At 60.1% G+C, this 15,412-nt stretch carries 11 protein-coding genes; 5 read left to right on the plus strand and 6 right to left on the minus strand.

The genetic code is table 11. From position 1 onward, the window contains the following. Positions 1 to 105: 105 nt before the first annotated feature. Both FHS94_RS20005 and FHS94_RS17850 read right to left on the minus strand, forming a co-directional pair. Entirely contained in the window at positions 106 to 705 is a 600-nt protein-coding gene (locus FHS94_RS20005; RefSeq protein ID WP_184060435.1) for an OmpA family protein, read from the minus strand. A gap of 1,038 nt (positions 706 to 1,743) precedes the next feature. Next, positions 1,744 to 3,048 (minus strand): hypothetical protein, encoded by a 1,305-nt coding sequence (locus tag FHS94_RS17850; protein ID WP_184060437.1) that lies wholly within the window; start codon positions 3,046 to 3,048, stop codon positions 1,744 to 1,746. Between the two features lie 653 nt (positions 3,049 to 3,701). Between FHS94_RS17850 and FHS94_RS17855 the strand changes: the two genes are divergently transcribed. Continuing rightward, positions 3,702 to 5,081: an alpha/beta hydrolase-fold protein gene (locus FHS94_RS17855; protein ID WP_221234870.1), complete on the plus strand. Its 1,380-nt coding sequence runs from the start codon at positions 3,702 to 3,704 to the stop codon at positions 5,079 to 5,081. Between the two features lie 8 nt (positions 5,082 to 5,089). Here FHS94_RS17855 and FHS94_RS17860 read toward each other — a convergent pair whose 3' ends face one another. Further along, complete coding sequence (locus FHS94_RS17860; RefSeq protein WP_246348877.1) at positions 5,090 to 5,284, minus strand: helix-turn-helix domain-containing protein; 195 nt, start codon at positions 5,282 to 5,284, stop codon at positions 5,090 to 5,092. A gap of 148 nt (positions 5,285 to 5,432) precedes the next feature. Here FHS94_RS17860 and FHS94_RS17865 point away from each other — a divergent pair, with 148 nt between their 5' ends. The 3 genes from FHS94_RS17865 (at position 5,433) to FHS94_RS17875 (ending at position 10,972) form a co-directional block, all read left to right on the plus strand. Then, positions 5,433 to 7,040 carry an alpha-N-arabinofuranosidase gene (locus FHS94_RS17865; protein WP_184060439.1) on the plus strand — a complete coding sequence of 536 codons (1,608 nt, stop codon included), beginning with the start codon at positions 5,433 to 5,435 and terminating at the stop codon, positions 7,038 to 7,040. A gap of 177 nt (positions 7,041 to 7,217) precedes the next feature. Next, positions 7,218 to 8,606, plus strand: coding sequence for a glycoside hydrolase family 43 protein (locus tag FHS94_RS17870; protein WP_184060441.1), 1,389 nt, complete (start codon positions 7,218 to 7,220; stop codon positions 8,604 to 8,606). 269 nt (positions 8,607 to 8,875) lie between these two features. Continuing rightward, positions 8,876 to 10,972: a glycoside hydrolase family protein gene (locus FHS94_RS17875; RefSeq protein WP_184060443.1), complete on the plus strand. Its 2,097-nt coding sequence runs from the start codon at positions 8,876 to 8,878 to the stop codon at positions 10,970 to 10,972. A gap of 383 nt (positions 10,973 to 11,355) precedes the next feature. Here FHS94_RS17875 and FHS94_RS17880 read toward each other — a convergent pair whose 3' ends face one another. The 3 genes from FHS94_RS17880 to FHS94_RS17890 all read right to left on the minus strand — a co-directional run bounded on the left by FHS94_RS17880 (position 11,356) and on the right by FHS94_RS17890 (position 14,931). Beyond that, entirely contained in the window at positions 11,356 to 13,140 is a 1,785-nt protein-coding gene (locus FHS94_RS17880) for an ATP-binding cassette domain-containing protein (RefSeq protein ID WP_184060445.1), read from the minus strand. Positions 13,141 to 13,390: 250 nt separating this feature from the next. Then, the gene (locus FHS94_RS17885) at positions 13,391 to 14,179 is read right to left on the minus strand and encodes a CatB-related O-acetyltransferase (RefSeq protein WP_184060447.1); all 789 of its coding nucleotides are present in this window, start codon (positions 14,177 to 14,179) and stop codon (positions 13,391 to 13,393) included. 5 nt (positions 14,180 to 14,184) lie between these two features. Beyond that, positions 14,185 to 14,931, minus strand: coding sequence for a hypothetical protein (locus FHS94_RS17890; RefSeq protein ID WP_184060458.1), 747 nt, complete (start codon positions 14,929 to 14,931; stop codon positions 14,185 to 14,187). Between FHS94_RS17890 and FHS94_RS17895 the strand changes: the two genes are divergently transcribed. After that, the gene (locus FHS94_RS17895) at positions 14,908 to 15,270 is read left to right on the plus strand and encodes a PIN domain-containing protein (RefSeq protein ID WP_343055352.1); all 363 of its coding nucleotides are present in this window, start codon (positions 14,908 to 14,910) and stop codon (positions 15,268 to 15,270) included. The genes FHS94_RS17890 and FHS94_RS17895 overlap by 24 nt on opposite strands. The last annotated feature ends 142 nt before the right edge of the window (positions 15,271 to 15,412 follow it).

Raw genomic sequence — 15,412 nt, forward strand, 5'->3', positions numbered from 1 at the left:
TTGGATCAAACTGTAAACGCCGGCTTGCGGACCATTCTTTCGACAACAAGAGCAGCAGGTAAGCTATAGCGAGTTACGATGGCGCCTAACACGTGCGTACCCACTTCACGGTGAGTTGATGGTGCCGTTTGCCCAATGGGGAACACACTCGTGCCCCTGTTCCGGAAATACGTCGACCCGTCTCGCCATATTCGCCCGCCCGATATGGTTGGCTATCCTCGACGGACTTATTGACCGAGTAAGTTGACCGAAGCTGCTCCATCGTTTCACCGTCAAAGTGTCGGGCGAGGGCCCGGACTGCACAATCAGCGCCTTGACGAGTTCCGCACGTTCGTGGGCTAAAGCTATGTTCTTCTCATCTGACCGGTCGGCAAACGGCTCCGCACTAGCTGATCCCACAATGACTGATCTCGCCGTCCTATTACATTCTTTTAACGCGACGCCGATCTGACCTACTAACTCGGAAGCTTCCCTGCCGAGAGACGAGCTGCCTCGGCCAAAGAAGATACTGAATCCGCTTTGCGCGGGTGATCTTATCGAGGTTTGTACAGGCTGCGACGCAAGCACGTAGACCCTGTCTGACGGTATTTCTAATATGTCGAGCGCCCTTCTGCCTGCGAAGAGTCTCACCATGTCTATCGCTGTATAAACGACCAAGAACCCGAAAGCTCCCGTTAGAAGGCCCAGAATAGCGGTCCTAATCATGACCCGTACGCCCAGGCTTTAAAGAATCCGAGAAAGCAATTCCCACGATAATGAACTCGCCTCCTCCAACCGCTGACCAGCCTCCTTCCGGCCGCTGCCTCGCATCTACCACAAGTCGATCGATTGAACCTCCAAGGTACACTGACGTCGGTAGTACCACACCGCTAGCTGCGAATGGCGCATCTAACCGTACGGTTGGCGATTTCATAATGAGAATGCAGTAAGGAACATACCGAAGTGAGCCTGCCGATACGCCGAAGTAAACCTCTCGAGTATTGTGCGGCAGCTCTGGAGCAACACCGGCTAGAAACGCTGGATCGTACCAATCTCCGCGTATGATCCGGCGACATGTCGCGTAACTAGGTCCGGTCCTATACGCGACCACGTCCTTTCTGACCTCAGCGGAAGGGAAGGCACTCCCATTTGTCAGTCCGACATATGCCACAGAGTCCTGAATTGCGACCTGCGCCAAGGAGGATGGTAAGCCCCTGCCAATCTCTATTTTGAATTCGTCCTCGTCTCCCAAGGCGTAAGGTCGATCCTGTTTCATAACGGTGCCTCCGGAGAGGATATTCACCACGTCGAACTCGGAGCTCCGCAACAACTGGACCGCTCGACTGATTGACTTAGTTCTTGGAATCTCGCCGTCTGCGCTAGCGCGGTCTACCTTCTCAACAAGCGCTTCATACTGATCTGAAAAATCATAGCCAGGAGCGTATCTGCTACCAAGCAACCGTATAGTGTGGTCGCTTAAGCGATAGTGCCAATCGGCAGCTGCTGCATCATCTCGTGTTAGGCGGATCGGCTCTCGTAAGAAGCGGATACTCGTGTCGGAAGGGAGCACCGCTTCGAACTGACTCCCAAGGTCCGAGCCGGCCGTAACTGACCCCGGTGCAGGCGTCATAAATAAGCGCGCCGCGGAAGAGGAAAGTCGATGAAGGTATGGTATCGACAAAGATGAGAGTTGTGCTGCGAGCGCGACTGATCCCCCAATCACCAGCGCAGCAAGCGCGATGAAGGACGACCGGGCTGACACACCTACTGAAGCGGTAAGGAGCGCATTGCTATAATGTACACCCGGTCGGAGTCGTCGAATAGGCGGTATAAGTTACCGCCCGCACTCTCAACTTTAGTGTACTTTAGCTTGCTCCCACTGCCGCCAATGCGAAACGGGCCGATCTTCAGACCACCACCTCCTGCGGAGATTGTCTGTGCTTCCGACAACTCGCCGGCCGTGAGTTCAACCAACACGGTCGGCCGGTAACCCACGATGATCTCGTGTACGCGCGCGGGCATCATGCCGCTCGCACCAAAATACGGTTTCGCTGGCTTATTAAAGAAAGGACCCTGACCAAACTCGCTGATCAATCCGCTGTTGAACCAACGACCCGGCGTTACAGTGAACGTCTTTGTTCGGCCAAACCCGATTTCCATGCTTTGATTATTTGCTGTAATATGCCGACTAAAGCTCATCCTTCTACCTGAGAGATCGAGCGAAAAGTTGTCGAACTCTACTCCTAAAGTAAGACCGCCCGACTTCTGTTCAAAGTCTGTCGTACTTCGACTGGCCTTAACTGCAATCCTCCGCTCAGGTTGCCAGTCGTCGCCAGTCAGCGCCTCCCGAGATTGTCGACGAAAGTCCTCGAGGTTACCATTCACAAGATAGGGGTAGACATCAACTGACTGACCCGCGCTATCGACGGCGGTTTCCAGAGCCGGGTTCTTAGCGCTATCAAGCCAGGTCCCGACCTGGCCAGGATAGGTCTTTTGTACCATACTATCCCATGACTGCTTTGATGCGGCTGCAGTTTGACGGGCTGTGTACTCCTTCGGTGCATACTGGGCAGACCATTGCAGCCGGGTTTTCTGCTGAAAGCGAGGCAGTGCAGCCTGACTTTCGTTGAAGGTCTTCCATTCTCCATCGTTATTTCGCGAGAGTGTTAAGAAGCGGGTCGTCTCGCGATCGTATACCTTCCTCGCGGCGCGGACCTGACTCTGCAACGCAGGCGACGTTATGCGCGGCGTATAGTCAATGTTATCAGCAAACCTCTGAAACTCGGACCCAAAGTTGAAAGAAGTTCGCCTTTGAACGAGACCGGGCGCTGGAATAGGATCGGCCAACGTGTGCAAATTTAAGCGCCCAACCGTATCGCCGCTCCACTCTGCCTCGATGGTGGATGTCGGAATGTGAACGTCAGTGCAGGGTGTGACCTCGCCACAAAAATGGTCGTGAAGCTCAAGTAGGTACCGCTTCCAGGCAGTTTGTTCGACCTGATCCTGAGCGGCTACAGAGGAGCTAAACACGGCACTGAAGGCTAAGGCTGTAAAAAGCGCTTTTCTCATGGCTAGCCCCCTCTTTGCTGGCAACGTCGTTATCGGAGTTATTGCGTCCGTCATGATCGTCGAAGGTCGAGCAGAGGAATGTAAGCTTAACCCGAGAGGTTCTCACGTGATCTGAGTCAGGGGATACTTACACGGGTGGGCATTTTCGACCGGAGGGTGACCTGCCCTCCTCGCCGCACAGTTCCCGACTTTAGCGGCAGCCGGTTCCTTAGCCATGTTCACTGCTGCGAGCCTCGAGCGCGCTATAGATGCGAACAGTGCACTAGGAACCGGGGCCGGTAGGCCGGCCACCCTGCCGATCGGCGCACATATTTGCGAAGGCACTCGGCAGTGTCATCATCCGTGACAATCGTCCCACCTGTGATCATTTGTGCGTAAGGCGGAGGAACGAACAGTCCTTAGCTGATCCGCTTGTTGCAAATGTGATCCGAAAACAACCTCTTGTGCAACAAATATTTGCGACACGCCGCAACGAGGCGAGCAGGTGCGTTCCATCGCTGTTGCAGAACTTAGCACATTCGCGACAATAGCACGCAGCGCTGGCGGTACGAGCCTACGGCCAGGGTAGTACGGGAACGGTCCGCAACGGACGGCCATCAGTTTGCCATCGGCCACACCTTGGAACGCCATAGACACTGACGACGATCACTGAGATGCTTCTTCAAAAGGTGCTCAGCGGGTCAACGCACGGTGCCCCGATTGAACTCCTCGTGCGAGGCGCGTGCCAGCTCGACGACGAAGTCCTGAACCAGGCGCCCGATCAGCTTGCCTTGGCAATCTACAACATCTCCTTCAATACTCAGACAACTCGGAAGCCGCCCAAACAAGGAGCGGAACGAAGAAGGAGGCCAGAGGTGAGATCAGTCGTCGGCGGAGTGTCAGCTGTCGTTTTCGCAATCAGCGCTGCATCAGCTCAGACCACGGCTCCAACCACAGCTCCTGTGGAAGACTTCAGGCCATCATCCCTCAACCAGCCCGGGCAGCAGTACCCTCAGGTCAATTCGCAAGGTTATGCCCGCTTCCGGATTGTGGCCCCTGACGCAAAAGCGGTTAAGGTCAGCCTGGGCCTGGGCGGCCGGGGAGGCACGGTGCTGACCAAAGCACCCGATGGAAGCTGGATCGGCACTTCTGAGGGGCCGCTGGATGAAGGCTTTCACTACTACCATCTGACCGTCGATGGCGGCACCTTCAACGATCCGGGCACCCTCAACTTCTATGGCTCGACGCGCTGGGAGAGCGGCATCGAGATACCAGCGCACGACGCTGACTTTTATGCGCTCAAGGACGTGCCGCACGGCAATGTGCAGCAGGTTCTGTTTGCATCGCCAAGCACCGGCAGCCAGCGACGCGCCTTCGTCTATACTCCGCCAGGCTATGACGCCACCAAGGCTACGCGTTATCCTGTCCTCTACCTTCAGCATGGCTGGGGAGAAGATGAGACAGCGTGGTCAAATCAGGGCCATGCCAACCTCATCCTCGACAACCTGATCGCTGCAGGTCGGGCCAAACCCTTTCTCATCGTCATGACCTACGGCATGACCAACGACATCAGACCTGGCGCACCGCGCGGTCTCGCGAGCTTCGATATAAATCCGTTCCGGACGGTGCTGGTTGATGAGCTGATGCCTTACATCGACAGCCACTTTCGTACGCTGCCCGACGCACGCCATCGCGCGATGGCTGGGCTGTCGATGGGTGGATTTGAAACCAAGCTGATTGCCCCCAAGAACCTCGACAAGTTCGCCTATATCGGATTGCTGAGCGGCGGGACGTTCTCTCTCGAAGATATAAACAGCACGCCCGCTTTCAAAGACAAAGTGAAGCTCGTTTTCGTAAGCTTCGGTAGTCGCGAGCTCGACCGCGGAGGGTCGAACTTGCCGCCAGGAGCGCCTTCGTCCGACCCACGCGCCAACGCTGCAGCTCTGAAAGCGGCCGGGATCAACAGCGTCTTCTACGTTTCACCCGAAACTGCACATGAGTTCCTGACTTGGCGACGTAGCCTGTACGAGATGGCGCCCCTGCTTTTTCGATAGGCTCATTGTCAGCTCGGGATCTCACGCCGTACCGTGCCGCGTGAGATCCCGAGCTGACGAGCAATGTGAGAAGGCCTGACCCCTTCACTCGCCAGCTTGCGCACGGCTTCAGGGTCGATCCGCGCCTTGCCGCCCTTGTAGATTCCCCTCGCCTTCGCGGATGTACCGGCAAGCTTTAGCGTTGCATAAGCAATGGGACGCACAGTTCGCACCAAGCGCTCAGGAAACTTGAGATCATCGAGAGCCGGATGCCGCAGTCTGCCGTCTGACTTCCAACGGTAAGGCTGGGCTGCTTACGCTCAACGCCGGACGCTGTAGTATGGTGCTCGGGTGGCTCGATAAGAGGACGAAATGAAAAGGTTATTAGGTGCCTTCGCGCTTGCGACAGCGACATGTGCGACTTCGGCCGCTTCACAGCCGGCCTCGATCAGGGTCGTCATCTCGGCGGATGCGACGGGGCCCACGATCGATCGCAACATCTTCGGCCAGTTCGCCGAGAACTTGGGTACCGGGATCTATGGTGGCGTTTGGGTCGGCGAAGGATCGCCCATCCCGAACGTGCGCGGTCTGCGCACGGACGTCGTCACCGCTCTAAAGGCCCTCAGAGTACCCAGCGTGCGCTGGCCTGGTGGCTGTTTCGCGGACGAGTATCATTGGCGTGACGGCGTCGGCCCGCGGCAGAAGCGTGCCGTCACCGTCAACGGCAGCTGGGGCAACGCGCTCGAGAAGAACGACTTCGGCACCGATGAGTTCTTCGACTTCGTCCAGCAGATCGGATCGGACGCGTACATCTCAGTCAACATGGGATCCGGCAGCGTCAAGGAGGCGGCAGACTGGATGGCGTACATGACGGCCGATCCGGGCACGACTGCTGGTGCCGAGCGTGCCACCAACGGTCACCGCGAGCCCTATCGCGTCAAGTTCCTTGGGATCGGCAATGAAAGCTGGAGCTGCGGCGGAGCATACCGATCGGGCTACTATGTCGACGAGATGAAGAGGTACGCCCGGTTCGTCCGCAACCTGAACCTCCAGCAGCAAGGGACGGACAACCCGGCAGGAGGATCGATCGCGGGGTCGAGCCCGATGCAGCGCATCGCGGTCGGGCCAGGATCTCCAGGAACCGACTACACCGAAGCGGTCATGCGCGCCTGGAAGGAGCACGACTGGAGCTGGAGCATCGAGGGTCTGTCGATGCACAACTACACGTGGGTCAGCTGGCCACCCTCGTATGCCAGCACCGGCTTTGGCGAGCGCGAGTACGCTGCGCTGATCAAGGACACGCTGAAGATGGAGGACATGATCCGCATCCACTCGGCGGTCATGGACAAGTACGATCCGGACAAGAAGGTGCCGCTCGTGATCGACGAGTGGGGCGTCTGGCTCGCCAAGCTGCCCGGTAGCCGCGATGGCTTTCTGCACCAGCAGAATTCGATCCGCGATGCGATCATCGCCTCCATTAATCTGAACATGTTCACCCGGCACGCTGACCGCGTTCGCATGACCGCGATCGCGCAGATGGTGAACGTTCTACAGGCGATGATCCTGACCGACGGACCGAAGATGGTGCTGACTCCCACTTATCACCTCTTCAAGATGTACGTGCCGTTCCAGAACGCGACACGGCTGCCGATCACCTTCGACGCCGGCACGTACCGTTCCGGCGATATCAGTGTGCCACGTATCGATGTGATCGCAGCCCGAAGTGCCGATGGGAAGCTCTGGATCGCGCTTACGAATGTTGACGCCAACAAGCCGGCTGAGATCAACGCCCAGATCCAAGGCATACGGGCTCGCACCGCTTCCGGCACGGTGCTGACCGCCGATCGGGTCGACACCGTCAACACCTTCGAGAAGCCGAACTCAGTCGTACCGCGGCCGATCACGGCGCGCGTGACAGAGGGGCGGCTATCCCTGACCTTGCCGCCCAAGTCGGTCACGGTACTGTCGATCGCGCAATGAGGCGTTGGCTGTGGGCGACCGTGCGCGGTCGCAACTGGGGAGATCGGAACGAAAGGATCTACATGCGGCAAGTCGAGCGCCATCGCTAAGACCTTAGTCGATTCAGCATGTCGCAGTAGAGAAGGGCGTAGCTGCTGCTTACGCACATGCTGTAATAGTCTGACTATAGGAGAGGCTATGTCGATGGCACGTTTGTGGCGAGTTGCAGCACTGGTGGGCGTTTCCGCCCTCGCCAGCGGCAGCATAGCTGAAGCCCAAAGCCCAATCGTGCAGACGCGCTTCACGGCGGATCCCGCACCGCTCGTGCATGACGGCGTCGTATACCTCTATACCAGCCACGACGAAGACGATGCCGAAGGCTTCAGGATGCTGGACTGGCGCTTGTACAGCTCCATCGACATGGTGAACTGGACAGACCGGGGCGCCGTAGCTTCGCTGAAGACCTTTCCCTGGGCGGTTCAGGACAACGACGCCTGGGCCCCCCAAGTGGTCGAGCGTGACGGTAAATTCTATCTTTATGCCCCGGTCAGTGTTGCCGGCTCGCCTAAGAACGTGATTGCGGTTGCGGTCGCTGATCGCCCGGAGGGACCGTTCAAGGACGCGCTCGGCAAGCCGCTGATCGCGCCGGGCAAAGACAATATCGACCCCACCGTCTGGATCGACAAGAATGGGCAGGCCTACCTCTACTGGGGCAATCCCGACCTTTGGTACGTGAAGCTCAATCGCGACATGGTCTCCTATGCCGGTCCGATCACAAAGGTGCAGCCACGCATCGCCGACTATCAGGAAGGGCCATGGTTCTACGGACGAGCCGGACGCTACTACATGGCGTTCGCGTCCACCTGCTGCTCGGAAGGCATCGGTTACGCGATGAGCGACGGCCCAACCGGTCCATGGACCTACAAAGGGCCGATCATGGACCACGACCGGCGTGCGACCGGAAACCATCCCGGCATCATCGACTACAAGGGCGGCTCCTACCTTTTCGGGTTCAGCTACGAGCTGAACTTCGCCATGACACCGATGCACCACGAGCGCCGTTCCGTGTCGGTTGCCCGCTTCAGCTACAATCCCGACGGCACAATCCCGAACCTGCATTGGTGGGACGCGACCAGCGCGCCACAGATCGAGCTGCTTGACCCGTACCGGCGTGTCGAGGCCGAGACCATCGCTTGGACTTCCCGTATGCCGCGGGACCGTGATCGGGCCTATGCATGGGCGCCCGGCGTCACCACGGCGCAGGACGACCGCGTCGGCGTCTACGTCACTCGCACGGTCGATCGCAGTTACATCAAGGTTGCCGGCGTGGACTTTGGAAAGGCTGGCGCGAAAAGCTTCACCGCCGGCGTTACCGGCGGCAGGGCGGGAGCAACCATCGAGCTCCGTCTGGATCGGGCGGACGGACCAGTGATCGGGGCATTGCCCGCCGTTGACGTGGGCGAGCGCTGGCAGGAGCGCACAACTCCGGTCTCGAACGCGATCGGACGCCACGACCTTTTCCTGGTTTTCAGAAACACCGGCGAGCACTCGACGCTCGGGATCGACTACTGGCGCTTCGGCCAATGATCGAGAACTCGTCCGTGCCCGACAGCAAACCTAGAGGGTCACGGATGATGGAAGTCCGATCACGAGTGCGTTCTCAACACGAGAGACTTAAACCTGTGAAGAAGCTCCGGTTCACAGCTGCGCCTCTGGTCTTCGGCGCAGGCTTCCTTTTTGCTTTCGGAACGCACGCGAGTGCCGGCCAGCAGATGCCTGGAACGGTCAAGCTGGGTGCCACGAGCACAGGCGCGCTGGTCGCATTTGTGCACGGAATGAATGGTTGGAGCCTTCTCATGCAAGGGCCAACCACGCCTTCCTTCGATCAGCCGCTGCCTGCCCAGATCGAGCTGGTTCGGCCTGGGACGGCAGCCCGGACGATTTCAGTCCCTTACAACACCGTAAATTTGGTCTCTGGTGAGGCGGAGGCAGCCGCCGACATCCTTGAGGAAGGCAGGCCACTGTTCCGCGTTCGAGATCGCTGGTCCGTCGCTGGTGCAGTGGTCACGGTGCGCCGACGTTTGGAAGTGCTCGCGTCCCAGCCTGGTGGCTTCTCGTCCGCAATCGGGTGGCGCATCGATCCGGCGGTCGGCTGGGGTGACATGCAGGTCATGGCGCCGGGGATCATCTATGGTGACCCAAGCCATGATGGTGATCGCTCGCCGGGCGGGACGTTGGCCTATGCGGCTCGGAAGCTCGAGTTCCGAGAGGATATCATGCCGGCACCGCTGCTCGCGCTTTCCTTTGGGGAGGGTGGATCACTGGCCATGCTGGACGCGAAGCCCGGTGGGTCCACAATTATGGCCGATACCACCCTCGCCTCGCCCACCCTGATTGATCCTCGGATTCAGGTCGGCGCGCTGTCGGTGAGCGGTGCGCAGGGCGGAACAACGCTGCGCTTCAGCTACCCTGCGAGCGTGAGCAGCTATGGCGACCGACGACGTCCCTCTACCGAGCCCGTCAGGGCCGACCGCTATCATCCCGTCGTCCGGGGCGCCGTGGACAGCTACGAAGTTCGCTTCCGGCTCGGGAAAGAGGCAAGTTTCCCAGATAGCGGCCGCGAGGCGTGGCGTTGGGCCTGGGAAACGCTAAACCCGGTGGTCCGGCCATTGAACGTCCCGCTCGTGCGTGAGGTGCTGCTCGACCACCTCCAGTCGCAAGCGGTCACGATTGGCGATCGCACGGCCATTCCGTTTGTTCTTTCTACAATTCCGGTGCGCGAGCGACAATGGAATTGGACCATGGCCGGCATGGGCTTCGTTTCGAAGAACCTGGAGTGCGCGGACCAGCTTCTCCGCGAGGGGGATCGCGATCCGAGTCCTCGCGGGACCAAGATGCGGGAAACAGGGCTGGCCATCATCGGCTCGATGATTAAATCTCTGCCGACGGTCCCGCTTCCCGCGACGGGGTACGACCTCGCGACGGGCAAGCCGTACAACCACCACTGGCTTGCTCCTTGGCTGCGCAACGCCAGCGAGGACATGCGCGTGCTCTTGGGAGCCTATGTACGCGAGCGAGCACTCGGGCGTGATCACCCCGAGTGGCTCGCCTGGACACGCCAATACGCCAACTGGTTGCTGCAGCAGCAAAGACCTGATGGATCATGGCCGAGGCGGTGGTACCCGAACAGCACCATCGCTGCTGAGCCGAGCGGGACCGCGAGTTATGCGCCGGTTCCGCTGCTGGTCGCACTGTCGAAACAGACCGGTGATCAACGCTACACGCATGCGGCAGCTCGGGCCGGCGAGTACGTCTGGAACAGCTTCGGCCGTCGCGGCCTCTTTGTCGGCGGAGCAAGCGATGCTCCTGACATCACCGACAAGGAAGCCGGCATGCTTAGCATGGAAGCGTTCCTTAGCCTCTACGACGCCACTGGTGACGACCGGTGGCTCAGCCGCGCGCGGGCCGCGGCAGATTTCGCCGAGAGCTGGATCTGGATCTGGGATCTCCCGATGCCGATCGACGCCGATGACCGCGCTCTGCACTGGAAAAAGGGCGTGCCGACTACTGGGCTGCAGGGCATCACTGCGCTAGCGGCCGGAGGTACTGACGAGTACCTCGATTGGGCCGTACCCTCATATGCCAAGCTTTATCAGCTGACGGGGGACCCGCACTACCTCGCGGTTGCACGCGTGCTGCTTCATGACACGAAGGCGATGCTAGCTATGCCGGGCCGGACCTACGACATGTTGGGTCCAGGCTGGCAGCAGGAAAATTTCGGGCTTGGGCCTGGTGGGCGGGGACGAGGCGTCGGCGCACACCGTTTCTGGTTGCCATGGGTGTCGGCTAATCACCTGCACGGCATAACAGGGCTAGAGGATCTTGGTGTCGAAACCTTTCGGGAGGTCGCTCTCAACGATGCTGAAAGTCGGAAGCTGATATCGAGGCCATAAACTTTTTGGGGCGGTCAGGCCGGCAACTAGCCGCACGTTCAGTTCAACTCGCACCCAACGTAAGCCGGGTTTTGCATTATTGAGAACATTGGTGAGACAGGCGGCGTCAGACGAGGCAGCTGGCTAACGCCGGCATGTGACACGACAGGCCTGGCTTTATCAGAAGCCGAAACGCAGGCCGGCTTTGATGCCGTGCGACGCAGCCCGCGCACGCGACCTGATCTGAGAAGTGGCGTACTTAGATCAGCGGTCGGGGTTGCGAAGTAGCGGTAGCCAAAGGAGGCCGTCACGCGATCCGTTACCGGACCGCCCAGTCCCGCAATTGCCCCCTCAACTGGTTTCCACTCTTTCAAGCATTGCGCGAACGCCCGTGAGAGTAGCTCCTACGCTGCCAGGGCGAGCACGGGCGCATCGTTCGCCACCTCAGCAAGGCCTGCATCGCGCGCCAGCATGGCAAAGATCCCACCTTGAGCGACGAGATCATTGAAGGTGCCGGCCTCCACCATCCTGCCCTGGTCCAGAACGATGATGCGGTCAGCCGAGCGGATCGTCGAAAGCCGATGTGCGATGATAAAGGTGGTGCGGCCCTGTCGCAGGCAATCAAGGCTCTTCTGAAGCCGTGCTTCCGTGGCGACGTCCAGCGCGCTGGTAGCCTCGTCGAGCAGCAGGATCGGTGCATCTTTCAGCAAGGCGCGGGCAATCGCGAGGCGCTGGCGTTCGCCGCCCGAAAGCCCCTGACCTCGTTCCCCGACGCTGGCAGCATAGCCACCTTCCTTGCGCATGATGAAGTCGTGGCACCCCGCCATCCGGGCTGCGTCCTCGATCGCCGACATCTCGGCCTCAGGGTTACCGATGGCGATGTTCTCCGCGATCGTGCGATTGAACAAGCCAGCCTCCTGGAACACCACACCGGTCGAGGCGCGAAGGGAAGCGAGGGTCACGTCACGGATGTCCTGGCCATCAACCAGGATTCTGCCCTTGTCGGGATCGAACGCACGCTGGAGAAGCCCCAGTGCAGTGGACTTCCCCGATCCGGTTGGTCCGACGATCGCAATCGTCTCGCCGGGCTGAACCTCGAAGGACAGGTCACATACTTGTCCCGAGCCGCCCGGATAGCGGAAGGATACGTTCTCGAACGCGACATGACCGCGCTCGACTTGGAGCGCCTTGGCATCCGGTCGCTCGGTGATGTGCGAGCCGGCGTCCAGTACCTCAAAGAACTGCTCGAGAGAGGGCAGGCGTTGCGACGTGCCGATGATGAACGAGGTGAGCTGCTCCAATCGCGAAATCATCAGCGTTGCAAATCCGACAAAGGTCACGACGTCGCCGATGGTCGCGAGCTGCTGCCGGACCAGGGCGGTGCCGACACCGAAGATCGCGACGATGGCGATCGAGGACGCGCCTCGGGTGAGCACTGCCGACAAGGCCCACCAGTTCAAGACGGGGTACTGAGCGTGGAGTAGCTCGTGCAACGAGGTGCGAACCGAGCGGAGCTCGCCTGGAACAGCCAGAAAGCTCTGCAATACGGAGACATTGCCGAACAAGTCGCCAAGCTGACCCGAGAGGTCCGCAAAGCGGTTCTCGACGCCCTCCTGGCCGCGCGAGGTGCGACGCATCACGACGACGTTCACGGCAGCATAGGAAACAAGCAGCGCAACCAGCACCAGCGCCAGCCGCCAGTTGGTCAGCAGCGACACCGGTATCAGAGTGACCAGGATCACGGCGTTCACCGACTGCTCGCGCAGCAACGGCAGCCACAGCCCGAACAAGTTCTCACAGCCGGCGATCATGATGCGCATCAGCCGGCCGGCGCGAGCCTGGAAGTGAAAGGCAGGGGGAAGCGCCAGCAGGTGTTCAACGAACCGGGACATCGAGCTCAAGCGGCGCCTGTGTGCCATGCGGTCCGAGACGAGCGAGATGACCATTGCGCCAAAGAAGCCGGCTAGGCTGACCGCGCACCACATCGCGACGAAGGCGAGTGGGTCGGCGCTGGCGGTGAGGCCATTGACAGCACGGCCGAATAGGACCGGTTCTGTGACCTGAAGAAGACCGACCAGGGTGCCCGCAGCAGCAAGCCCGCCTGCTCTCCAACGTTCGGCGCGTAGCTCGCCGATAGCGCGGAAGAAAACGTGACAACGCGACGATTGCGTCCGGGCAGCATTCTTCATAGCGCAACCTACCGCTAGCCGTTGAGAGCGAACGCGACGGCGAGAAGTCGCGATTGGCACGGGCTAGCCTAATATGGTTAACGGCGAGTTTCGCTTGACGTGCCATTCATGTTGCAGCCGGTCAGGTGCTGGAGCAGGACGAAGCAGACGCATCTCAGAGCGACTGCCCGGCGCAAACTGCTTCGACGCAAGACCTGTTCGGCCGAGCAGCTCGACCTGAACCTACTCCAGCGATAGCTTACTCGCAGCCTCAGCTTGCCCTGAGTGCCTGAGCGAACTGTGCGGCCGTGGTAGTCAGAGGTTCGAACCGCGTAACGCGCCCCGCCCTCTTCGCCTCGGCCAAACGCCGGCAGAACTGCTCCGGATCCCGGAAGTCGAACTCCCAGAGCACAGGCGGCTCGTAGTTCCACCACTCGCTCTCAAGCAGCGCCTGAACGAGCGGCTCAGGGAGGCGTAGCCGGATCGGCTTGGCTGGCACGCCGCCCACAATCGTGTAGGGCGCCACGTCCTTCGTCACCACCGAGCCTGCTGCGATGACGGCGCCATGCCCAATGGTGACATCACGCGCGATCTGCACGTTGCGCCCGATCCAGACATCATGTCCGATCACGACAGGCCCGCCATAGCGGTTGGGGAACTGTGCCGGAGGCGGAAAGCCACCACCGAAGTCGAGGTGGGCGGCAGCGATCCCCGGGTAATTGAAGTCGTAGGTGATCATCGACTGCGTCACCCACTCGCTGGGGTGTCGCTCGCCGAAGAACTCTACCCCGCTTGCAATCGAGGTATACCGCCCGACGCTTACCCGGCCGGAATACTCACTCGATTCCGAGTAGGAGAAAGCGCCGAGGTCGAAAAACTCGGGTTGTGCCGGAAAGCTGCAGTAAGCCTCGACGGTGACGGACTTAGGAAAGATGATATGATCGAAGCGGCGCTGTCCAGCCGGCCGCACGCCGATGCGTCGGTCGCGCAGCAACGCTTCCACCTTTGGCGTCAGACGCCAGCCGATGGATTGGTCATTGTCCCAGAGCGGCTCTTCCATTCCCGCTAGAGCGCCTCGGGCTTCGTGGGGCCGGCGTGGATGAATTTGTGGAGCTTGATCGCCGGAAACACACGGCGAACCCGCGGCGTGCCAGTGTTGAACTGGTCCACCAACTCGCGCCATTCGGCTTGCTTGAAGTGACCGTTTGCTTCGGCATCGCCCAATACAAGCGCGGAGCGCGCTCGCAGGAGCAGCTCGGCACTAGCTTCAGCAATGATCCCGTCGCGTTTGGAGATCTTGTGGGTGGTCTTGAGCCAGGAGTTCAGGCGCGAAAGGAAGCCATGGCTGTATAAGCCGAGCAGGCACCGAGCGAGCGGAGACGCAGGAAGGTGATCCCACGCGAAGTGGCGGTTGAAGCTCTCGATGCTGCGACGAAACCCCGGAAAGATCACGTTGGTGTCGTGCATCAGGAAGGCATAGCCGAATTTCCAGCGCAGCGGTGCCTCGTAGAGGGCGCTGTACTCCCAGCCATCATGGGTGCTGAACGCATGCTCCACACCGTCGATGGTGCGGTCCTCACTGCGGTCGGACCCATTAACGACGACCTTGATCCGCTCTGGTGGGATGCCCTCGGCGTATAGCTGCTCGAGCAGCGTGGGCATGGTATGCTCATAGAAGCGCTGACACGAGGCGACGAGGTAGATCACGTCGTCGGCCGGACGTGGTGCATGGACCGGCAGCAGGCAGAGCCGCTGCGCGGCTTGCAGGGACTCCGGCTCGTCGCAGAAATGCCCAACCGGCATGTCGCCCATGGACTGCGTCCAGGTGGAACTCGGAATATAGCCATTGGCCGCGCTGCGATGTCGGCGATCAATCTGCAGGAAGTGGTGAAAGAGCTTCTGCTGAGCGGGCTGGATGAGCCCACTATCCGTAACCTGCTCGGCGAGCTCCGCATCGAAATCCGCTCGCATGATGCCGACGCAGCCTACGCTGCGGCAGGCTTGCATGCGCAGACGCGTGAGTTCGGGCGCGGCCTTGGTGACCGCTCCTGCCTGGCTTTAGCCATTCAGCTTGGCGTGCCTGCCCTGACCGCCGATCGAGAGTGGAAGAAGGTGAAAGCCAAGAACCTGAAGGTGGAGCATATCCGCTGAGCGTACGGGCCGTGGCCCGGTTGTCACTGGACCAGCTCTCAAGGTCGCTTCCTTTGAGGTCTGCCTAGGCTATCGGTGCATTATGGAACTCCATGGGTCGATCCTCGAAAATCTGCACAATGCTTTGGCAAGCGCTCGCCGG

The sequence above is a fragment of the Sphingomonas aerophila genome (assembly GCF_014199305.1).
Taxonomy (GTDB): domain Bacteria; phylum Pseudomonadota; class Alphaproteobacteria; order Sphingomonadales; family Sphingomonadaceae; genus Sphingomonas; species Sphingomonas aerophila.

Coding starts and splice junctions, on each gene's coding strand:
- FHS94_RS20005 (WP_184060435.1), bottom strand. CDS start 705: ATGATTAGGACCGCTATTCTGGGCCTTCTAACGGGAGCTTTCGGGTTC.
- FHS94_RS17850 (WP_184060437.1), bottom strand. CDS start 3,048: ATGAGAAAAGCGCTTTTTACAGCCTTAGCCTTCAGTGCCGTGTTTAGC.
- FHS94_RS17855 (WP_221234870.1), top strand. CDS start 3,702: ATGCTTCTTCAAAAGGTGCTCAGCGGGTCAACGCACGGTGCCCCGATT.
- FHS94_RS17865 (WP_184060439.1), top strand. CDS start 5,433: ATGAAAAGGTTATTAGGTGCCTTCGCGCTTGCGACAGCGACATGTGCG.
- FHS94_RS17870 (WP_184060441.1), top strand. CDS start 7,218: ATGTCGATGGCACGTTTGTGGCGAGTTGCAGCACTGGTGGGCGTTTCC.
- FHS94_RS17875 (WP_184060443.1), top strand. CDS start 8,876: ATGCAAGGGCCAACCACGCCTTCCTTCGATCAGCCGCTGCCTGCCCAG.
- FHS94_RS17880 (WP_184060445.1), bottom strand. CDS start 13,140: ATGAAGAATGCTGCCCGGACGCAATCGTCGCGTTGTCACGTTTTCTTC.
- FHS94_RS17885 (WP_184060447.1), bottom strand. CDS start 14,179: ATGGAAGAGCCGCTCTGGGACAATGACCAATCCATCGGCTGGCGTCTG.
- FHS94_RS17895 (WP_343055352.1), top strand. CDS start 14,908: ATGCCCAACCGGCATGTCGCCCATGGACTGCGTCCAGGTGGAACTCGG.
- FHS94_RS17890 (WP_184060458.1), bottom strand. CDS start 14,931: ATGGGCGACATGCCGGTTGGGCATTTCTGCGACGAGCCGGAGTCCCTG.